Here is a 19514-nt window from a genome sequence, read left to right as displayed (position 1 = left end):
GGCGCTCGCGGCGGAGGCGGAGGGCTGGGAGGTGCTGGTCGCAGTGGTGTTCACGGAAGATCCTTCGTCTGCTGATGCGGGTCGCCGGGTGGGCAGAGGAGCAGCCGCGGCGAGGTCCCGGCGTATCAGGCCTCGACGCGGCGGCTAAGCAGGAGGATCGTTCCCAGCACGTGAGACACCGTACACCCGGCGCGGCGCACCCGATCCCCGTCTCAGAATCCGAGCCGCCCGAGCTGGCGGGGGTCGCGCTGCCAGTCCTTGGCGACCTTGACGCGCAGGTCGAGGTGGACCCGCCGGCCCAGCAGCGCATTGATGCCCTCGCGGGCGTGCGCGCCGACCTCCCTCAGCCGGGAGCCGCCGCGGCCGATGATGATGCCCTTCTGGCTGTCGCGCTCGACGAAGAGGCTCGCCCGCACCACCAGGCGCCCCTCTCCGGGGGCGACCTCGGCGAAGGGGTCGCCGTCGGGATCGGTCTCGGCGATCTCCTCGACCACCACGGCGATCGAGTGCGGGAGCTCGTCGCGCACGCCCTCGAGGGCGGCCTCGCGGATGAGCTCGGCGATGCGGTCCTCGTCGCTCTCCTCGGTGAGCTGCCCGTCGGGGTACAGCTGCGGGCTCTCCGGCAGGAGGCCGGCGATCACGCCCACGAGGTCGTCGATCTGCCGTCCGGTGACGGCGCTGATCGGGACGATCGCGTCGACGTCGAGCAGCTGGTCGACGTCCATGAGGTGCTCGGCGATCCGCTCGGGTCGCACCAGGTCGCACTTGGTGACGATCGCGACCACCTTCGGGCCGCGCCGGCCCTGGCGCATCTCGGCGAGGTCCTCCGCGATGAAGCGGTCGCCGGGGCCGATCTTCTGATCGGCGGGCAGGCAGAAGCCCACCACGTCGACCTCGGTCAGCGTCTCGCGCACGAGGTCGTTCAGGCGCTCCCCCAGCAGCGTGCGCGGGCGGTGCACGCCGGGGGTGTCCACGAGGATGATCTGGGCGTCCTCGCGGGTGAGGATGCCGCGGATCGCGCGGCGCGTGGTCTGCGGCTTGGAGGAGGTGATCGCGACCTTCTCCCCCACCAGGGCGTTGGTGAGCGTCGACTTGCCGACGTTCGGCCGGCCCACGAGCGCGACGAACCCCGCCCGGTGCTCGAGAGGACCGTCGGCCTCGCCGCTCCCGATGCTGCTCTCAGCCATGGTGCTCCTCCTCGGAGACGGCGTCGCCGCTCTCGTCCTCGTGCGCGGCGATCACGGGCACCGCGCCGGTGCGGGTGTCCTCGCGCTCGTCCTTGGGTGTGCGGCTGACGAGCACGGTCGCGAGCTGCTTGCGGCGCCCGCCGGTGCGGTCGGCCTCCAGGTGCAGGCCCAGCGCGTCGCCCTCCGCGCCGAGGATCGGGATCCGCCCGAGCGCCTTGGCGAGCAGGCCGCCCACGGTGTCGACGTCCTCGTCCTCGATGTCCAGGCCGAAGAGCTCGCCGGCGGCCCCGATGCTCTCGCGCGCCGGGACGCGGAACATGCCCTCGCCGAGGTCCTCGATGCGCAGCTCGGCACGGTCGTGCTCGTCCGCGATCTCGCCCACGATCTCCTCGAGGACGTCCTCGATGGTGACCATCCCGGAGACGCCGCCGTACTCGTCGACGAGGATCGCGATGTGCACCCGACGGGTCTGCATCGCGTGCAGGACCTCGTCGGCCCCGAGGAACTCGGGCAGCACCATGGGTGCGCGCATGATCTCGCTGACGGGCCGCTCGGGGCGGGGATCCCACGGGGAGTGGATCGTGCGCATGACGTCCTTGACGTAGAGGACGCCCTGGAGGTCGTCGACGGTCTCGCCGACCACGGGGATCCGGGAGTACCCGGAGCGGACGAACAGGCGCATGGCCTTCTCCGCGGTCGTGTCCGCGGTGACCGTGACGATGTCCGTGCGCGGCACCATGATCTCGCGCACCAGCGTGTCGCCGAGGTCGAAGACGCCCTGGATCATGTCGCGCTCGGAGTCCTCGAGCTCCTCGTTCTCCATGGCCCGGTCCACGTACTGGCGCAGCTCCGCCTCGGTCGCGTACGGGCCGCCGGAGATCTTGCCGCCGGGCGTGAAGGCCGAGCCCACATGGATCATGAGGCGCGCGAGCGGACCGAGCAGGCTTCGCACCACGCCGATCAGCCCCGACAGCAGCGTCGAGAAGCGCTCGGGACGGCGCCGTCCCACGGTGCGCGGGGACACGGAGACCACGAGGAACGAGCCGACGACCGCGATCGCCACGGAGATCAGGGTGGGCAGCACCCAGCCGTCCATGGTCTCGAACACGATCGCGGTGATCGCGACGGCCATGATCGACTCGGAGATCACGCGGCCCAGGCTGATCGCGGCGAGGGTGTGCGGGGCGTCCTCGTGCTGGTGGAGCACGCGTCGGCGCACGCGCTCGGGGGCCTCGGCCTCCTCGAGGTGGCGCTCGAGCGCCGCGCGGGAGGTGCCCAGCAGCGCGGCGTCGGCCGCGGAGAGCAGACCGCCGCAGACCATGCCGAGCACGGCCAGCGGGATGAGGACGAGGAGGAGCGCCGTCACTCGGCGTCCTGGCCGCGCGTGGAGAGGAAGGTCAGCAGCAGCCGGCGCTGGAGATCGAACATGACCTTCTTCTCGTCCTCCTCGGCGTGGTCGTAGCCCATGAGATGGAGCATGCCGTGGGTGGCCAGCAGCAGCATCTCCTCGACCGCACTGTGTCCGGAGGAGGCGGCCTGCTTGGCGGCGACGCTCGGGCAGATTGCGATGTCGCCGAGGAGGCCCTCAGGTGCGGCCTGGTCCTCGGTGCCCGGCGTGAGCTCGTCCATGGGGAAGCTCAGCACGTCCGTGGGCCCCGGCTCGTCCATCCACTGGATGTGGAGCTGCTCCATGGCCGACTCGTCCACGAAGAGGATCGAGAGCTCGGTGAGCGGGTGCATCCGCATCTTCTCGAGCACGAAGCGCGCGAGGTCGACGAACTCCCGCTCGTCGATGCGGGTGGTGGTCTCGTTGCGGACCTCGATGCTCATCGGCCGGTGCTCCTGCTCTCGTGCCGGCGCTGGCCGGATCCTCCGCGGCCCCCGGAGGAGCCCCTGTTCGTGCGCCCTCCCGTGCCGCCGGGACCGCCGCGGGCATCGCGGCCGCCGATCTCCCAGCGCCCGTAGGCCTCGACGATCTCGGAGACCAGCCGGTGGCGCACGACGTCCTGCGGCGTGAGCCGACAGAAGGAGATGTCGTCGATCCCCTGCAGGACCTGCTCGACGACCTTGAGCCCGCTGGGCTGGCCGCCGGGCAGGTCGACCTGGGTGACGTCGCCGGTGACGACCATCGTCGAGTTGAAGCCGAGGCGGGTGAGGAACATCTTCATCTGCTCGGGGCTCGTGTTCTGGGCCTCGTCGAGGATGATGAAGGCGTCGTTCAGGGTGCGCCCGCGCATGTACGCCAGCGGCGCCACCTCGATGGTGCCGGCGCCCATCAGCCGCGGGATCGACTCGGGGTCGAGCATGTCGTGCAGCGCGTCGTAGAGGGGACGCAGGTAGGGGTCGATCTTCTCGTTGAGGCCGCCCGGGAGGAATCCGAGCCGCTCCCCCGCCTCGACCGCGGGCCGGGTGAGGATGATGCGATCGACCTGCTTGGTCAGCAGCATGCGCACCGCGACGGCGACGGCGAGGTAGGTCTTGCCGGTGCCGGCGGGGCCGATGCCGAAGGTCACCGTCGAGTTCTCGACGGCGTCTATGTACTGCTTCTGGCCGAGGGTCTTGGGGCGGATCGTGCGCCCCCGCGAGGAGAGCACGGCCTGCGAGAGGACGGTGTCGATGCGCTCGCCCGCGGCGCGCTCGTCGCCGTAGAGGGCGGCCGCGCGGCCGACGGCCTCGGGCGTGACGGTCTGGCCCTGCTGCGCGATCTGGATGAGCGAGCGCACGATGTGCTCGCCGCGGCGCACCGCGTCGGCGGTGCCGCGCAGCGTGACCTGGTGACCGCGCACGACGATGTCCGCCTCGGGGACCGCCCCTTCGAGGGCGTCCAGGGCGCTGTCGGACTCGCCGAGCACCTGCAGGGGGCTGAGGTGGTCGGGGATCGAGAGGTGCCTCTCGGTGAGGGCGGGCTCGGGGCCCGGTGCGGGAGTGGCGGGGTCGCTCACATCTCTCCTTCTGCGAGCTCTCCGCCCGCGAGCACGTGCGCGTGCACGTGGAAGACGGTCTGGCCGGCCTGTGCGCCGGTGTTGAAGACGAGCCGGAAGTCGCCGTCCGCGAGCTCGGCGGCGAGGTCCCCCGCCACGGAGGCCACGTGGGCCAGCAGGGACGGCTCGTCCGCGAGCTCGCGGACGTCGCGCAGGTGCGTGCGCGGCACGACGAGGACGTGGACGGGCGCCTTCGGCGAGAGGTCCTTGAAGGCGATCACCGTCTCGTCCTCGTGGACGCGCTCGGAGGGGATCTCCCCCGCGATGATCCTGCAGAAGACGCACTCGGGGTCGACGCGGATCGCGGCCGCGGAGCCGGGCGTCGGGGCGCTGGCGGGCTCGGTGCTCATCATGGTCTCGATTCTACGGGCCGCGGGCCGACGGGGCGTGCGCGTGGGGTCGACCACAGCTGGTTCATGATCCTGGCTTTCGAGGGTGCCAAGGAGTTGACTGGCCCCGACTGGTTCAGTTGTCAACTATTTTCGTGAGGTCCCCGGAATGCCCAAGCTCGGAATCATCCTCTCCAGCGCCCGCCCGAACCGCGTCGCCGACCACGTGGCGCGCTGGGTCGCCGATGCGGTCGACGACCGCTTCGAGGTGGACCTGATCGATCTGCGCGAGGTCGCGCTGCCCGCCTTCGACGAGCCGCAGTCCCCGAAGTCCGGGGCCGACAAGACCACCGACCACGGCCGGACCTGGGGCGAGCGCATCGCCGCCCTCGATGCCGCCGTGATCCTCACCCCCCAGTACAACGGCTCGTACCCCGGCGCCCTCAAGAACGCCGTCGACTTCCTCTACGGCGAGTGGAGCGGCCTGCCGCTGCTGCTCGTCGGCTACGGCTGGAACGCCGCGAACGAGGTGCTCCCCCTCCTGGAGACCCTGATGACCCGCGTCGGCGCCGACGTCGTCGACACGCTCGGGCTCGGCTTCCGCCAGGACCTCTCGCTCGAGGGCGAGCTGTTCGTCGGCGAGGAGAAGGTGGCGCGTCTGGCCGCGGACCTCGCCTCCCTCGAGGAGAAGGCGCTGCAGCCGGCCGCCTGACCCGCAGGGCGCGCCCAGGGCGCGCGCAGCGGCATCGACCACCGGGCGGGCCCGGGATTCCCGAGGGGTCCCGGGCCCGCCTGTGTCCGGGCGAGGGCGGGAACCCGGTCGGCCGAGGGCCTCAGTTCCCGGGGCTCGTGTACCAGCGGGACATGAGGCGGAAGCAGAGCACGCCCGCCACCAGCAGCACGGGCCCCGCGAGCGGCGAGAGCACGGCGACCGCCGACGGGACCACCGCCTCGTCGGCCCGTCCGAGCACCACGGTGATCGGCAGGTACGCCATGAACGCGAGCGGGATCAGCGCCGTCAGCAGCCAGCCGCCGACGACCCCGAAGATGTTCATCGGGTAGGCGCCGAAGTCCGTGAGGATGCGGTCGATCGTGTCCTTGACGCGGGTGATCGGCCCCCAGCGGAAGTCGAGTCCCGAGATCGCGATCTGCATGCCCGCCTCCACGAGGCCGCCGCCGATCGCGGCGAGGGCGAGGTAGACGATGCGGCCCGGCGTCCAGGCGACGTCGACCATCCCGGCGGCGGTCACGAGGATCGCGAGGCCCAGCACCAGGTCGCCGATCGTGCCCGGGTTGAACATCCGGGTGAGCAGCTGCATGAGCGGCGGCGCGGGCCGCAGCAGGAAGCGGTCCCAGATGCCGTCGCGGATCGCCTGGGCGCTCCCGCGGTGCTGGCCGAAGTTGATCGTGCAGACGCCGTGCGCGGTCAGACGCAGCCCGTAGAGGAGAGCGACCTCCCCCACGCTCCAGCCGGCGATGGCGCCGAAGGCGTTCAGCAGCACGCCGATGAAGGCGAGCTGCGTGCCCTGCAGCGCCGCGCTGCCCAGGAACGTCATCGCGAGGTTCACGCGGTGCACGCGCATGCTGCGCCAGGTCGCGCGCACCAGGATCGCGTACGTGCGCCAGGCGGGGACGGGTCTCGCGAGGGTCTCGGCCGGACGCGCGGGCCCCGTCGGCCCGGCGGGTTCCGAGGGTCCGTGCATCTCAGCCACCGAAGATCACCAGCCGTCGGATCGCGCGGCGCCAGACGAGCGCCGCCAGCACGATCAGCAGTCCGATCCACAGCAGCTGGCCGCCGATCGCGCTGACGGTGTGCCACCCGGGGTCGGGGTCGACGTAGAGGGAGATCGGCACGAAGATCTGCGCGGAGAACGGCAGCCAGCCGAGCACCGCGCGCAGGGCGCCCGGCATGAACCACAGCGGTATCAGCGCTCCGGAGCTGAACTGGGCGAGCATGCGGTACACGAGGAATGCGCCCCCGACCTCGAGCGTCCAGAAGCCGACGAGGCCCACGGTGAAGTTCATGATCTGGGCGATCACGAGGCCCAGCGTGATCGAGACCGCGAAGGCGACGCCCGAGGCGATCGTGGGCGGAGGATCCACGGCGCCGAGCGCGAGCCCGACGACGAGCGCGCAGCCGGCGGCGGGCAGCTGCGCGAGGCTCGAGCCGAGCTGCTGGGCCAGAGCCATGGGCACCGCGGAGACCGGCCGCATCACGTCGAAGGCGATCGCGCCGGTGCGCAGCCTGCCGTACAGGGTGTCGAAGACGAAGGGCTGGAAGACGAGGGTGGCGAGCACGCCGAGGACGGCGTAGGTGATCGCGACGGACTGGTCGACCCCGGCGACGCTCTCCCGGCTGCCGTAGACCGCGGTCCACACCAGGTGCACGAGGATCACCTGCAGAACGGCCCCGACGATGCCGCTCCACATGGAGGCCCTGAACACGAACTGCGAGCGCCAGGACTGCCCGCAGGCGGCAGCGAGCGCACGTGCCGCGAGCGCCAGGGGCAGGGAGCTGCCCCCGAGGGCCGTTCCCTGCGCAGGGATGGTCTGCGCGCCGGATGTCATCGGCCGCTCCGTCCGACGCTCCCGCTGAGGTAGATCCGGCGGATCACGTCTTCGACGCCCGGCTCGCGGGAGGTGATGTCCAGGACCTCGAGCGCGTCGGAGAGCCTGCTGATCGCTGCCGGGGCGGGGATCCGCACCGGGTCGAAGCGGAAGGCGGTGAGGTGGTCGTCGCCGTCGGGCCGGGTGGTCGTGCGCTCGATGTCACCGACGTGCGCGAGCGTCGGCTCCTCGCGCGTGCGCACGACGATCTCGCGGTAGGGCGCGTACTCCCGACGGAGCTGGGCGAGCGTGCCGTCGTAGAGGATCCGCCCTTCATCGATGATCACCACCCGGTGCGCGAGCTGCTCGATGTCGGCGATGTCGTGCGTGGTCAGCAGCACCGTGGTGCCGGCGTCCCGGTTGCGCTGGGCGATGAACTCGCGGATGCGCACCTTGGCGACCACGTCGAGCCCGACGGTGGGCTCGTCGAGGTACAGCACTGGCGGACGGTAGAGCATCGCCGCGACGATGTCGCCGCGCATCCTCTGGCCGAGGGAGAGCGAGCGCACCGAGGTGTCCATGAAGGACCCCATGTCCAGCAGGTCGACGAACTCGTCGAGGGCTCGGCGGTAGTCCTCGCGTCCCAGCCCGTAGAGCCGGGAGATCAACTCGAAGGAGTCCCGCAGGGGCAGGTCGGTCCACAGCTGGGTGCGCTGGCCGAAGACGGCTCCGATGTTGCGTGCGTTCGCGCGCCGGTCCTTCCAGGGCACGATCCCCTCCACCTCGACGTGCCCGGAGGTGGGCACGAGGATGCCGGTGAGCATCTTGATGGTGGTGGACTTGCCGGCTCCGTTGGGGCCGAGATAGCCGACGATCTCGCCGTCGTCGATCCGCAGCGAGATGTCGTCGACCGCGCGGGTGAGGACGCGGCGCGTGCTGAACAGCGAGCGCACCGAGGACAGGGGCCCCTCGACGCGCGCGGGCCGGGAGAACTCCTTGACGAGGTGCTCGGCGCGGATCATCCGCGGAGCATCCCGGCCGCCGCTCCGCCGTCGGTCCCCGATCCCGTCGACAGCGGGACGCCCGGTGGGATCACGATGCGCCGGATCATCGAGGAGGGGAGGGACGGAGCGGCGCGCAGCGACATGGGTCGCTAGGTTTCCATGGCGTGACCCAGCACACAAGGACATTCGGTGCGTGCCCCGGGTTCGGGCCACACATCGAGCCCGCTCAGAGGGCCGCTCTCAGCCCCAGCGGCCGATGAGTGCGCTGATCACGGAGAGGGCCGCGGGGCCCGCGGTCGAGGAGCGCAGCACCTCGGGGCCCAGCAGCACGGATCGCGCCCCGGCCTCCTTCAACTGCGCGAGCTCCTCCGGGGAGATGCCGCCCTCGGGGCCGACGACCACCACGATCTCGGGCACAGCGGCAGGCACCTCGTCGGCGCGCAGGGCGCGCAGCTCCTCGGCGAGTCCCATGAGCCCCACCGACTCCTGCTCGTGCAGCACGAGGAGCAGGGCGCCCGCCGCGGAGCGCGCACGCAGATCCTCGACGAGCTGGGGGCTGGTCCGCGCGTCGTCGACCACAGGGATCCCGCGCCGGCGGCACTGCTTGACGGCCGCACGCACGGTGTTCTCCCAGCGCGCACGCCCCTTGCGCAGCTTCTCGCCCTTCCAGACGGACACCGAGCGGTGCGCGATCCAGGGCGTCACCCGGTCCACGCCCAGCTCGGTCGCCGACTCGATCGCCTGCTCGTCGCGTCCGCCGGTGGCCAGCGCCTGCACGAGGGACAGGCGCGGGGTGCGGGTCACCTGATCCGAGGGGGCCTCGAGCAGACGCAGGGTCAGCTCCTCCTTGCGCGCCTCGGTCACCTCGGCGCGGGCCTGACGGCCGGCCGCGTCGCTCAGCAGGATCCGCTCCCCCGCGCGGATGCGCGCGACCTTCGCCGCATGCCTGCCCTCCTCGCCCGCGAGGTCGTACATCGAGCCCTCGCAGAGCGCGGCGAGGGCGTCGTCGAGCACCAGGAAGGCGGCGGGGGTGTCGGGCACGGCGGGGCTCCTCGGCGGATCGGGTCTCAGCGCTCGCGGAGGCGATCGCGCAGCTTGCCGAACACGCCGTGGGATCCGCGCCGGCCGGACGTGGCGGCGGGCTTCTCCTCGTCGCGGACGCTCGCGAGCTTCTCGAGCAGCTCGCGCTGGTCGTCGTCGAGCCGGGTGGGGATCTGCACGTCGAGCTCGACGCGGATGTCGCCGCGGGTGCTGCGGCGCAGCGGGGTGACGCCGAGGCCCTTGAGGACGATCTCCTCGTCGGGCTGGCTGCCCGCCTGGATCTCCACTGTGCGCTCGCCGTCGAAGGTCTCCAGGGGGATGCTCGCGCCGAGCGCGGCGGCGGTCATCGGGATCCGCAGACGGGTGACCAGGTCCGAGCCCTCGCGCACGAAGACGTCGTGCTCGGCGACGGAGAGCTCGACGAAGAGGTCGCCCGCGGGGCCGCCGGCCTCACCGACCTCTCCCTCACCGCGCAGCTGGATGCGGGTGCCGTCCTCGACGCCCGCCGGGATGCGCACGGTGACCGTGCGCTCGCTGGGGGTGCGGCCGTGGCCGGAGCACTGGGTGCAGGGGGATTCGATGACGTCGCCGTGGCCGCCGCAGACGGGGCAGGGCGCCATCGTCACCATCTGGCCGAGCAGCGACTGGGCGACGCGCTGGACATGGCCGCTGCCGCTGCAGTTGGTGCAGCGGGTGGGGCTCGTGCCGGGCTCGCAGCAGGAGCCCTGGCAGCGGTCGCAGGTGACGGCGGTGCGGAAGGTGACGTCCTGCTCGGTGCCGAAGACGACGTCGCGCAGGCTCACCTCGGTGCGCCGCAGCACGTCGCCTCCGCGGCGCCGGCGCGGGGTGGGGCCCTGTCCGCGGCCGCGCATGCCCGAGGCGCCGGCGAACATGTCGAAGATGTCCGAGAAGTCGAAGGACGCCCCGCCGGGGAACCCGCCCATGCCAGGGCCGCCGCCCATGTCGTACTGGCGACGCCGGTCGGGGTTCGAGAGGGTCTCGTAGGCCTGGGAGACCCGCTTGAACTTCTCCTGCGCCTCGGGGTCGGGGTTGACGTCCGGGTGCAGGGTGCGGGCGAGCTTGCGGTAGGCCTTCTTGATCTCGTCGGTCGAGGCCTCGCGGCTGACGCCGAGCAGCTCGTAGTAGTCGTCGTTCACGAAGGGGTCCTTGCTGTGGCGGTGGTTCGGTGGGGCGCGGGCAGAAGCGTCGGGTGCCTCATCTCGGGGACGAGCATCAGCCCAGGAAGCGGGAGACGTAGCGCGCGAGGGCCTGGACGGTCGAGATCCCGGTCACGTAGTCCATCCTGGTGGGGCCCAGGATCGCCAGGTGCGAGCCGTCACGGTACCCGGCGCCCACGAGGGACGCCTGGGTGAGCGCGTGCTCGGGGATCTCCTGGCCGATGCGGACCTCGACGGCTCCGGGCTCTGCGCGCATCGAGCCCAGCAGGCGCAGCAGCACGAGCTGCTCCTCGAGCACGTCCAGGAGGGGCTCGACCTGCGTGGTGAAGTCCCCGGCCGAGCGCGCGAGGTTCGCGGCCCCGGCCATGATGATGCGGTCCTCGGTGCGGCTGTCGGCGAGCCCCAGCAGGGCGTCGACGACCTCGCGGCACGCCTCCTGGACCGCGGCGGGGCTGCGGGTGACGAGCTCGGCGAGCGGCCCGTGGAGGTCGGTGACCTCGCGGCCGACGACCGCCTGGTTCATGCGCGCGCGCAGGTCCGCGTAGAAGTCCGTGTCGAACTCGGCGGAGCGTCCCGCGAGGAGCGGGATGGTGCGCTGGTCGACCTGACCGGACTCGGTGATGAGGACGACGAGCAGGAGCGCGTCGGCCACCTTCACGAGCTCGACGTGGCGCACCCGGGCCTGTCGCACCGCCGGATACTGCACGAGGGCGACCTGGTGGGTGAGCTGGGCGAGCAGACGGACGGTGCGCGTCAGCAGCTCGTCGAGATCGCCGGCGTCGTCGAGGAAGGAGCGGATCGCCCGCTTCTCCGGCGAGGACAGCGGCTTGATCGCGGCGACGTGGTCGACGAAGGCGCGGTAGCCCTTGTCGGTGGGCACGCGACCGGCGGAGGTGTGGGGCTGGGTGATCAGCCCCTCCTCCTCGAGCAGCGACATGTCGTTGCGGACCGTCGCCGCCGAGACCCCCAGATCGTGGCGGTCCAGCAGGGATTTCGAGCCCACGGGCTCGCGGGTGGCGACGTAGTCCTCGACGATCGCGCCCAGGATCTGCAGCCTGCGCTCCTCCACGTGCTCACCTCCCATGCGCTGGCACTGTTCGCTTCCGAGTGCCAATCCTACGCGTCACCGACGCCGCTCCACGAGAGGCGTTCGCCACCGGTGTACGGTGTCGGCCGTGTCACCGCGATCCTTCCCCGACCGCTACGGCCAGGACGTCCTCTCCTCGCCCGCGCCCTCCCACCACCGCCGCGCCCCGCAGGCCGCCGATGTGCCCGCGCAGCGGGATCTCGTCGTCGAGGAGGCGTCCTCGGGCTTCACCGGCGCGATCGTGCGCCTCGAGAAGATCGCCGGCGAGCTCGTCGTCGAGCTCGAGGACGGACGCGGCCGGCGCCGCGGCTTCCCGATGGGCCCCGGCTTCATGATCGACGGCAGACCTGTGCGCCTGGTCCCGCCGCAGCGCGCCGCGGCCGCCGCTCCCGCCCGGCAGCGCTCGGCCTCCGGCTCCGTCTACGTGCAGGGCGCGAAGGCCCGCACGGCCCGCGCCTCGCGGATCTGGGTCGAGGGCAAGCACGACGCCGAGCTGGTGCAGAAGGTGTGGGGCCACGACCTGCGCATCGAGGGCGTCGTCGTCGAGATGCTCGACGGGGCGGACAACCTCGCCGAACGCGTGCGCGACTTCGCCCCCGGCCCGGGCCGGCGCCTGGGCGTGCTCGTCGACCACCTCGTCAAGGGCTCGAAGGAGACGCGGCTGGCCGAGGAGACCATGCGGCTTCCCGGGGCGCGCGGGAACGTGCTGATCCTGGGCCACCCGTACGTCGACGTCTGGCAGGCCGTGCGCCCCGCGCGCGTCGGACTCAAGGCATGGCCCCACGTGCCCCGCGGCACCGACATCAAGGTGGGGACGCTGCGGGCGCTCGGCTGGCCGCACGCCGAGCAGGCCGACATCGCCGAGGGCTGGCAGCGGATCCTCTTGACGGTCCGCTCCTACGCCGACGTCGAGCCGACCCTCTCCGGACGCATCGAGGAGCTCATCGACTGGGTGACCACCGAGTCCTGAGCCCGGCGATCGGGGGCTTTCCCCCGGGGGACGCCGCGGAACTCCCCCGCGCGCGGCCGTGATCCGCCCGATAGGCTCGTGGCGCACGTGAACCCGCTCGGCCTGCGCGACCGCGCTGCGGAGCGATCGAACCGGACGAGGAGCGATCCCATGAGCGAGAACAACGGACCCGTCGACCCGTATCGGCCGACGCAGGAGGGCACGGACGAGAGCGCGTGGACTGCCGGCCGCCCACAGGCCGACGCCGCACCCGAGGGCGCCCCCGGCGCCGAGGGGACGGATGCGCCCGGCGGCAGTGCGACCGCAGAGAGCATCGCCGCAGACGGCGCGACCGTCGACGAGGGCGGGGCCTACGCCGTGGAGAACGAGTTCTCCGCTCCGCGTCCGACGGACGACGGGCAGGCATCGGACCCGACCTGGGGACCGGCTCCGGATCCGGCGACGGCGTCCGACGAGTCCTCGGCGTACGATCAGGCGTCGCCCTACGGCCAGGCGTCGCCCTACGGCCAGGCATCGCCCTACGGGCAGGCCACTCCGTACGGGCAGGCCTCCCCCTCTGGGCAGGCCAATCCGTACGGCGCGGGCGAGGCGGCGCCGTCGTCCGCCGCGGGCGCGGCTCCGAGCGGTGAGCAGAGCGGCTACGGCTACGGCCACGGCGGGCCCGCGCAGAGCTCCGGGCAGGCCGGCCCCCAGGGCGCGGCTCACCCGAACCCCGCCGATGGGCAGGGCGGATACCAGGAGAACTCCGGGTACGCGCAGAACACCGGATACCCGCAGGGTGCGAGTGGGCAGCAGGGCGCCTACCAGCAGATCCCGGGCCAGGCCTCCGCGGGCGACTGGTCGAACACTCCCCCTCCGCACATCAAGGGCGTGTTCACGGGGCCGCTGACCGGCCAGCCAGCGGCCGAGTCCGACGTGAAGCTGTGGTCGATGCTGGCGCAGCTCGCCGTGGTGATCGGGTACGTCGTCAGCTTCGGCACGCTGGGCTGGCTCGGACCGCTGATCATCTTCCTGGTCTTCAAGGACCGCAACCGCTTCATCCGGTTCAACGCGGCCGAGGCCCTGAACGCGGCGATCGCCGTGGTCATCGCGGAGATCGTGCTGACGATCGTGTGCGGGATCCTCGCCCTGATCTCCCTGGGGATCCTCTCGTTCCTCTTCGTGGTGGTCGCCGTCCCCGCGGTCCTGCACATCATCTTCGCGATCATCGGCGCCGTGAAGGCGAACGACCGCCAGTGGTGGAACTACCCGATGAACATCCGCCTGGTGAAGTGAGCCGGGGCCGCGCGAGCGGTCCCCGCATCGGACGACGGGAGGGCCCGGGATCATCTGGATGATCCCGGGCCCTCCCGTCGTCCGCACGATGTCGGTGCTGACGTCCCCTACCTCCAGGTGACGCCGTCCACCTCGTACTCGCGGAGACGGTGGCGCATCATCTCGCGCAGCAGGTCGACCGGGATCCGCCGTCCGTACGGGAGCTTCACGGTGCCCTTGCCGGTCTCGAAGTCCTCCAGCTGCGCATCGAAGGCCTCGCGGGTGCTGGGCGTGAAGGCCGCGTTCGCGTGCTTCGCGTGGGTGCTGACCACGAACAGGATCATGCCCTGCGGATGCACCCAGGCGATGTTGCCCCACTTCAGCTGCTCGCTCGCCTCGGGGACGACCTCGCGCGCGAGCTCGCGCAGCTGCTGGGCGAGCTCGAGGGCGGGGCCGTCCAGCCCGGCGAAGTACTCGTCGACGGTCTTCGGCTTCCCGGTGCGCGCGGTCATGCCAGCAGTCTGGCACCGGCCCTGCGCCCGTGCACGGGATCCCGTGCATCCGCACCCGGAGGACGCGGCGCTGGAGTCCTTGACGTCAGGGCACGAGGTCGCGGATGACGGCGTCGGCCAGCAGGCGGCCCTCGCGCGTGAGCACCGCCCGGCCCTCGGCGAGGGCGTCCGGATCGAGGTGACCGCGATCGCGGTGGACGGCGAGCATCCCGCGGGTCTGCGCGGGGACCTCCTGGACGGGGAGCCCGTCTGCGATGCGCAGCTCGAGCATGATCCGCTCCAGGAGGCGATCCTGCGCGCTCAGCTGCTCGGACTCCTGGACGGGAAGGACGCCCTGGGCCAGGAGCCCCGCGTAGCGGCTGGGGTGCTTGACGTTCCAGGCCCGCATGCCGCGTCGATGCCGGTGCGCGCCGGGGCCGATCCCCCACCAGTCCGCACCGCGCCAGTAGGCGAGGTTGTGCCGGCAGCGCTCGGCGGTGGTGCGCGCGAAGTTCGAGACCTCGTACCACTGCAGACCGTGTGCGCTGGTGAGGTCGTCGATGAGCTCGTACTTGTCGGCCATGTCGTCCGGATCGGGCTCGGAGATCTCGCCGTGGCGCAGCCGACGGGCCATCGCCGTGTTCCCCTCGATGATCAGCGAGTAGGCGGAGAGATGGTCGACGTCGCAGGCCAGGGCCGCGCGCACCGACGTCTCGACGTCGGCGACGGTCTCCCCCGGCGTCCCGTAGATCAGATCGAGGCTCACCGAGAGCCCCGCCTCCTTCGCCCAGGCGACGGCCTGCGGGACCCGCTCGGGATCATGTGTGCGGTCCAGCGTCGCGAGCACGCTGCGCACCGCGGACTGCATGCCGAAGGAGACACGGGTGATGCCGCCCTCGACGAGGGTGCGCAGCGACTCGGGCGTGACCGAGTCCGGGTTCGCCTCGGTCGTGACCTCGACGTCCGGCGCGAAGGGCACGAGGGAGCGCAGATGGGAGAGCATCGCGACGAGATCGTCGGCGGGCAGCAGGGTGGGCGTGCCGCCGCCGAAGAACACCGTGGAGACCCGGTCGTAGTCGATGCCGTGGGCCGCGTCGTCCGCGAGGGTCAGGTCCATCTCGCGCATGGCGTTGGCGGGGTATTCGCGCTGGGACCCGCCGCCGCCCAGCTCGGTCGCGGTGTAGGTGTTGAAGTCGCAGTATCCGCAGCGCACCGCGCAGAACGGCACGTGGATGTAGGCCGAGAGGTCGCGTGATCCCCCGGCCTGGTCCGCCTCGGGCGCGGGGGCTGTCGTGGTGCTCATCCGGGGTTCTCCTCGCTGCGGCCGGGGATCTCGATGCCGGGCAGGGGCTCGAGACCCGTCAGGGCGTCGTGCAGTGTGATCGGGAGCGGCGGGATCCGGCGGGCGAACTCCTCCGCGCTCATGGCCTGCAGCTCCCTGCCGAGCTCGATGGCCGTGTCCTCGAGCATGGCTGCGCGGACGGCGTGCTCCCAGCCCTCGGCCGCTTCGCCCAGGAACAGCACCCATCGCACCTCGCCCGTGCGCAGGTCCAGCACCTGCAGCGAACCGACGGCGGCGGCCGCACCCTCGGCGGGGTCCAGGTCTATCTCGGCGAGGGCCGGCGCCACCTCGAACTCGAGGACGAAGTCGGCGAACTCCCCCGGCCGGGGCCACCCGTGGGGCACGTGGCGTCCGAACCCGCGACGCCCGGGCCGGGCCAGGCCGCGGCCGTCCCGCAGCCGGTGGACGAGGCCCGTGCGCGTGCCCACGCGGGCCTCGCCGTTCCTGCGCCCGAGGGAGATCGTCTGGATGTTCGCGATGCCCCGCTTCTCCGGGGACGTGAACCGGGTCCCTCGCTCCACATGCGTCTGCAGCGAGTGCTCGGCATCCACGCGCAGCGCCTCGCGCTGCTGGTCGCGGATGACCGCGGCGCGATCGGCCGGAAGGTCCAGGCGGACGGCGTTCCACAGCGTGGGCACCGCAGGCGCGTCGGCCGCCTCGGACAGCTCCTGCTCGAACGCGGCGTGCAGGTCCTGAAGGTGGCTCTCGTCCGTCGGCGCGGAGAGGGCGGCGGCGAGCTCGAGGATCACGTCCGGGTGGGCGCGGGAGGCGGTGTCATCGAGCAGCACGGCGGGCAGCGCGGGGACGCGCCGGCGCAGCCGCTCCGGATCGATGTCGCGCAGCTCTCGGGCGAGGTCGAGGCAGCGACGATAGGGGAAGCCGTCCCGGATCGCCTCGTTCCACAGCGCCGCCGCCCTGCCCGTGAAGAGCATCCAGCGGACCTCCTGGCGCGCCGGATCGGCGACCAGGAGCGATCCGATCTCTGCGCGCGGCCGACCGGGACGGGGCAGGCATCCGGCCAGCAGCGGGGCCAGTCGATCCCTGAGCACCGGCAGCACGCTCGGATCCGGAGCGGGCCTGAGATCTTCCTTCTCGCCCGCGGACGGGGCCGGGCCGCGCAGCACCTTCCCGTCGCTCATGCGCACCGAGGTGCCGCCGATCTGCTCCACCGACTGCGGCGCGAGGGCGTCCAGGAGGAGCAGTCGCAGGTCCACGATCCCGTCGGCCGGCGACCATGCCGCGGCTCCGGAGGCACCCTGCGCCCGCGCCTCGGTGTTCTCCCGGTCCAGCCGCTCGGCCCGCGCGTGGTCCGCGAGGATCGCAGCGGCCAGATCGGACGGGACCTCGAGCCGCAGGCCGTCCTCGAGACCGGGGACGTCGCGCACCTCGCGCGGCCCGGACGCCGGTCCGGAGTCGCAACCCGCTGCTGCGGCGGTCGTCGACGGGTGTGACCCGCTCGTCGTCCGTTCGTACCTGTACCAGGTGCGCCCCAGCATGTCCCCCGCGTCCTGGGAGACCGAGACCGTGCGCAGGAGGGTGCCGCCGTGATCGAGGGCGAGGCGGTCGGAGACCGTGGTCGTGTCGGCTCCGTGGAGCACTCCGTCGACCTCGTAGGAGACCCGCCCGATCCCGGCGCGGGGCACCAGGTGGAGCGCATCGCCCTCAGCGATGACGCGGCCATCGCTCGGGGCCGGTGTGTCCAGCAGGGTGCCGTCGAGCTCCCACCATGCGGTCGGCGGCGCGCCGTCGACGGTCTCGGTGAAGGCGCCCTCCGAGGAGATCTCGAGCTTCGCACCTGCCGCCGTGGCGAATCCCGACGGGGGCGCCGAGGGATCCTCGTGCACCCAGCGCTTCGCGAGAGCGGGACTGTGTCCCTCCTGGCCGGTGCCGAGCAGGACCGGGTCCGTCGCGCCCGTGAGCGTCCAGTGCCCCGCGACCGGGCACGCCGGCGTGGACCGGCCCGGGGACTGCGGGGCCGCGGCCATCACTTCTTCTTCGCGTCCTTGCTGCCGCTGTCGCCGCCGCCGTCCGAGGAGAGCGCGGCGATGAAGGCCTCCTGCGGCACCTCGACGGAGCCGATGTTCTTCATCCGCTTCTTGCCCTCCTTCTGCTTCTCCAGCAGCTTGCGCTTGCGCGAGATGTCGCCGCCGTAGCACTTGGACAGCACGTCCTTGCGCATGGCGCGGATGTTCTCGCGGGCGATGATGCGGGAGCCGATGGCGGCCTGGATGGGCACCTCGAACTGCTGGCGCGGGATGAGGTTCTTGAGCTTGCCGGCCATCTCCACGCCGTAGTGGTAGGCCTGCTCGCGGTGCACGACGGCGCTGAAGGCGTCGACCGGCTCGCCCTGCAGCAGCATGTCGACCTTCACGAGGTCGGCCGCCTGCTCCCCCTCGACGTCGTAGTCGAGGGAGGCGTAGCCCTTGGTGCGGGACTTCAGCTGGTCGAAGAAGTCGAAGACGATCTCCGCGAGCGGCAGCGTGTAGCGCAGCTCGACGCGGTCCTCCGAGAGGTAGTCCATGCCCAGCAGGCTGCCGCGCTTGGACTGGCACAGGTCCATGATCGCGCCGATGAACTCGCTCGGGGCCAGCAGCGTGGCCCGGGTGATCGGTTCGCGGATCTCGCGCACCTTTCCCTCGGGGAAGTCCGAGGGGTTGAGCACGTCGACCTCGGTGCCGTCCTCCATGGTCACGTGGTAGATCACCGAGGGCGCGGTGGCGATGAGGTCGAGGTCGAACTCGCGCTCGAGGCGCTCGCGGATGATCTCGAGGTGCAGCAGCCCCAGGAAGCCCACGCGGAAGCCGAAGCCCAGGGCCGTGGACGTCTCGGGCTCGTAGTTCAGGGCCGCGTCGTTGAGCTTGAGCTTGTCCAGCGCGTCGCGCAGGTTGGGGTAGTCCGAGCCGTCGATCGGGAACAGGCCCGAGAACACCATCGGCTTGGGATCCGAATAGCCCGCGAGGGGCTCGGTGGCGCCGCGGCGCGCGGAGGTGACGGTGTCGCCGACCTTCGACTGGCGCACGTCCTTCACGCCGGTGATGAGGTAGCCGACCTCGCCCGGGCCCAGGCCCTTGGTGGGGATCGGCTCCGGGGAGATCACGCCGAGCTCGAGCAGGTCGTGCTCGGCGCGCGTGGAGAGCATCTCGATGCGCTCTCGCGCCGAGAGCCGGCCGTCGAAGACGCGCACGTAGGTGACGACGCCCCGGTAGGTGTCGTACACGGAGTCGAAGATCATCGCGCGGCAGGGGCCGTCGGCGTCGCCCGTCGGGGCGGGCAGGGTGCGGACCACGTGGTCGAGCAGCTCGGGCACGCCCACCCCGGTCTTCCCCGAGACGCGCAGCACCTCGTCGGGATCGACGCCGACGAGCTGGCCGATCTCGGCCGCGTACTTCTCGGGCTCGGCGCCGGGGAGATCGATCTTGTTGAGCACCGGGATGATGGTGAGGTCGTTCTCCATCGCCAGGTAGAGGTTCGCGAGTGTCTGCGCCTCGATGCCCTGGGCGGCGTCGACCAGCAAGATCGCGCCCTCGCAGGCGGCGAGCGAGCGGGAGACCTCGTAGGTGAAGTCGACGTGCCCGGGGGTGTCGATCATGTTCAGCGCGAAGTTCGTCCCGTCGACCTGCCAGGGCATGCGCACGGCCTGGCTCTTCACGGTGATGCCGCGCTCGCGCTCGATGTCCATCCGGTCGAGGTACTGGGCGCGCATCGCCCGTTCGTCGACCACGCCGGTGAGCTGGAGCATGCGGTCGGCCAGCGTCGACTTCCCGTGGTCGATGTGGGCGATGATGCAGAAGTTCCGGATGCGCTCCGAGGGCGTCGAGGCGGGCTGGATGTCGCTCGCGGCATCGGCGGGGATCCTCGGGGTCACCGGCATCTGTCCTCTCATCGTGGCGCCGACGGGCACATCCCGGGGCGCGCGCTGGCAGCACCAGCCATGGTCTCATGGCGGGCGCTGATCGCGAGGCGGAGGGGCCGCTTGGGGGCGCACATCACCCGGGTCCTCCGTCGTGCGCGAGGCGGCGACGACGACCGCGCTCCCCGCCGTCCACCACCGGGAGGCTGTCTACGATGGGCGCGATCCGCACGCCCTCGCACCGACCGCACAG

Annotated in this window: 18 protein-coding genes; 3 read left to right on the top strand and 15 right to left on the bottom strand. The window is 71.9% G+C overall.

The annotated features are described in order from the left end of the window. Window positions 1–212: 212 nt before the first annotated feature. The 5 genes from era to M4486_RS03425 are packed head-to-tail and all read right to left on the bottom strand — an operon-like array spanning window position 213 to window position 4518. Window positions 213–1187: a GTPase Era gene (gene era, locus M4486_RS03445; protein ID WP_249479691.1), complete on the bottom strand. Its 975-nt coding sequence runs from the start codon at window positions 1185–1187 to the stop codon at window positions 213–215. Continuing rightward, entirely contained in the window at window positions 1180–2553 is a 1374-nt protein-coding gene (locus M4486_RS03440) for a hemolysin family protein (protein WP_249479689.1), read from the bottom strand. The genes era and M4486_RS03440 overlap by 8 nt, the downstream gene beginning before the upstream one ends. Beyond that, window positions 2550–3017 (bottom strand): rRNA maturation RNase YbeY, encoded by a 468-nt coding sequence (gene ybeY, locus M4486_RS03435; protein ID WP_228358367.1) that lies wholly within the window; start codon window positions 3015–3017, stop codon window positions 2550–2552. Before ybeY ends, M4486_RS03440 begins: the two co-directional genes overlap by 4 nt. Next, window positions 3014–4129, bottom strand: coding sequence for a PhoH family protein (locus tag M4486_RS03430; RefSeq protein WP_249479686.1), 1116 nt, complete (start codon window positions 4127–4129; stop codon window positions 3014–3016). Before M4486_RS03430 ends, ybeY begins: the two co-directional genes overlap by 4 nt. After that, window positions 4126–4518 carry a histidine triad nucleotide-binding protein gene (locus M4486_RS03425; RefSeq protein WP_249481062.1) on the bottom strand — a complete coding sequence of 131 codons (393 nt, stop codon included), beginning with the start codon at window positions 4516–4518 and terminating at the stop codon, window positions 4126–4128. Before M4486_RS03425 ends, M4486_RS03430 begins: the two co-directional genes overlap by 4 nt. Before the next feature lie 148 nt (window positions 4519–4666). Here M4486_RS03425 and M4486_RS03420 point away from each other — a divergent pair, with 148 nt between their 5' ends. After that, window positions 4667–5209 (top strand): NADPH-dependent FMN reductase, encoded by a 543-nt coding sequence (locus M4486_RS03420; protein ID WP_249479684.1) that lies wholly within the window; start codon window positions 4667–4669, stop codon window positions 5207–5209. A gap of 121 nt (window positions 5210–5330) precedes the next feature. Here M4486_RS03420 and M4486_RS03415 read toward each other — a convergent pair whose 3' ends face one another. The 6 genes from M4486_RS03415 to hrcA all read right to left on the bottom strand — a co-directional run bounded on the left by M4486_RS03415 (window position 5331) and on the right by hrcA (window position 11351). After that, window positions 5331–6200 (bottom strand): ABC transporter permease, encoded by an 870-nt coding sequence (locus M4486_RS03415; RefSeq protein WP_249479682.1) that lies wholly within the window; start codon window positions 6198–6200, stop codon window positions 5331–5333. A gap of 1 nt (window position 6201) precedes the next feature. Next, window positions 6202–7065: an ABC transporter permease gene (locus tag M4486_RS03410; RefSeq protein ID WP_249479679.1), complete on the bottom strand. Its 864-nt coding sequence runs from the start codon at window positions 7063–7065 to the stop codon at window positions 6202–6204. After that, window positions 7062–8066: an ABC transporter ATP-binding protein gene (locus tag M4486_RS03405; protein ID WP_249479676.1), complete on the bottom strand. Its 1005-nt coding sequence runs from the start codon at window positions 8064–8066 to the stop codon at window positions 7062–7064. The genes M4486_RS03410 and M4486_RS03405 overlap by 4 nt, the downstream gene beginning before the upstream one ends. 222 nt (window positions 8067–8288) lie before the next feature. Continuing rightward, window positions 8289–9089 carry a 16S rRNA (uracil(1498)-N(3))-methyltransferase gene (locus tag M4486_RS03400; RefSeq protein WP_249479673.1) on the bottom strand — a complete coding sequence of 267 codons (801 nt, stop codon included), beginning with the start codon at window positions 9087–9089 and terminating at the stop codon, window positions 8289–8291. 26 nt (window positions 9090–9115) lie between these two features. Continuing rightward, on the bottom strand, window positions 9116–10246 hold the full coding sequence (dnaJ, locus tag M4486_RS03395) for a molecular chaperone DnaJ (protein ID WP_249479671.1): 1131 nt from the start codon (window positions 10244–10246) through the stop codon (window positions 9116–9118). 76 nt (window positions 10247–10322) lie between these two features. Then, window positions 10323–11351: a heat-inducible transcriptional repressor HrcA gene (gene hrcA, locus M4486_RS03390; RefSeq protein ID WP_249479669.1), complete on the bottom strand. Its 1029-nt coding sequence runs from the start codon at window positions 11349–11351 to the stop codon at window positions 10323–10325. A gap of 82 nt (window positions 11352–11433) precedes the next feature. Between hrcA and M4486_RS03385 the strand changes: the two genes are divergently transcribed. Further along, entirely contained in the window at window positions 11434–12324 is an 891-nt protein-coding gene (locus tag M4486_RS03385; protein WP_249479666.1) for a DUF3097 domain-containing protein, read from the top strand. Between the two features lie 150 nt (window positions 12325–12474). Further along, on the top strand, window positions 12475–13599 hold the full coding sequence (locus M4486_RS03380) for a DUF4870 domain-containing protein (RefSeq protein ID WP_249479664.1): 1125 nt from the start codon (window positions 12475–12477) through the stop codon (window positions 13597–13599). A gap of 107 nt (window positions 13600–13706) precedes the next feature. Here the strand turns inward: M4486_RS03380 and M4486_RS03375 are convergent, their stop codons facing one another. From M4486_RS03375 to lepA, 4 genes are all read right to left on the bottom strand, one after another. Next, the gene (locus tag M4486_RS03375; protein ID WP_249479662.1) at window positions 13707–14090 is read right to left on the bottom strand and encodes an iron chaperone; all 384 of its coding nucleotides are present in this window, start codon (window positions 14088–14090) and stop codon (window positions 13707–13709) included. An 85-nt stretch (window positions 14091–14175) separates the two neighbouring features. Further along, the gene (hemW, locus tag M4486_RS03370; RefSeq protein WP_249479660.1) at window positions 14176–15372 is read right to left on the bottom strand and encodes a radical SAM family heme chaperone HemW; all 1197 of its coding nucleotides are present in this window, start codon (window positions 15370–15372) and stop codon (window positions 14176–14178) included. Beyond that, window positions 15369–17396 carry a hypothetical protein gene (locus tag M4486_RS03365; protein WP_249479657.1) on the bottom strand — a complete coding sequence of 676 codons (2028 nt, stop codon included), beginning with the start codon at window positions 17394–17396 and terminating at the stop codon, window positions 15369–15371. Before M4486_RS03365 ends, hemW begins: the two co-directional genes overlap by 4 nt. Continuing rightward, entirely contained in the window at window positions 17396–19282 is a 1887-nt protein-coding gene (gene lepA, locus M4486_RS03360) for a translation elongation factor 4 (protein ID WP_152352850.1), read from the bottom strand. The genes M4486_RS03365 and lepA overlap by 1 nt, the downstream gene beginning before the upstream one ends. Window positions 19283–19514: the final 232 nt, after the last annotated feature.

The organism is Brachybacterium kimchii (genome assembly GCF_023373525.1).
Lineage (GTDB): Bacteria > Actinomycetota > Actinomycetes > Actinomycetales > Dermabacteraceae > Brachybacterium > Brachybacterium kimchii.
This window is presented reverse-complemented; position numbering and strand designations above follow the sequence as displayed.

What these genes read in the sequence shown, in the direction of transcription:
- era (WP_249479691.1), bottom strand. Translation starts at nt 1,187, where the DNA reads ATGGCTGAGAGCAGCATCGGGAGCGGCGAGGCCGACGGTCCTCTCGAG.
- ybeY (WP_228358367.1), bottom strand. Translation starts at nt 3,017, where the DNA reads ATGAGCATCGAGGTCCGCAACGAGACCACCACCCGCATCGACGAGCGG.
- M4486_RS03425 (WP_249481062.1), bottom strand. Translation starts at nt 4,518, where the DNA reads ATGAGCACCGAGCCCGCCAGCGCCCCGACGCCCGGCTCCGCGGCCGCG.
- M4486_RS03420 (WP_249479684.1), top strand. Translation starts at nt 4,667, where the DNA reads ATGCCCAAGCTCGGAATCATCCTCTCCAGCGCCCGCCCGAACCGCGTC.
- M4486_RS03415 (WP_249479682.1), bottom strand. Translation starts at nt 6,200, where the DNA reads ATGCACGGACCCTCGGAACCCGCCGGGCCGACGGGGCCCGCGCGTCCG.
- M4486_RS03410 (WP_249479679.1), bottom strand. Translation starts at nt 7,065, where the DNA reads ATGACATCCGGCGCGCAGACCATCCCTGCGCAGGGAACGGCCCTCGGG.
- M4486_RS03405 (WP_249479676.1), bottom strand. Translation starts at nt 8,066, where the DNA reads ATGATCCGCGCCGAGCACCTCGTCAAGGAGTTCTCCCGGCCCGCGCGC.
- hrcA (WP_249479669.1), bottom strand. Translation starts at nt 11,351, where the DNA reads ATGGGAGGTGAGCACGTGGAGGAGCGCAGGCTGCAGATCCTGGGCGCG.
- M4486_RS03380 (WP_249479664.1), top strand. Translation starts at nt 12,475, where the DNA reads ATGAGCGAGAACAACGGACCCGTCGACCCGTATCGGCCGACGCAGGAG.
- M4486_RS03375 (WP_249479662.1), bottom strand. Translation starts at nt 14,090, where the DNA reads ATGACCGCGCGCACCGGGAAGCCGAAGACCGTCGACGAGTACTTCGCC.
- hemW (WP_249479660.1), bottom strand. Translation starts at nt 15,372, where the DNA reads ATGAGCACCACGACAGCCCCCGCGCCCGAGGCGGACCAGGCCGGGGGA.
- M4486_RS03365 (WP_249479657.1), bottom strand. Translation starts at nt 17,396, where the DNA reads ATGGCCGCGGCCCCGCAGTCCCCGGGCCGGTCCACGCCGGCGTGCCCG.
- lepA (WP_152352850.1), bottom strand. Translation starts at nt 19,282, where the DNA reads ATGCCGGTGACCCCGAGGATCCCCGCCGATGCCGCGAGCGACATCCAG.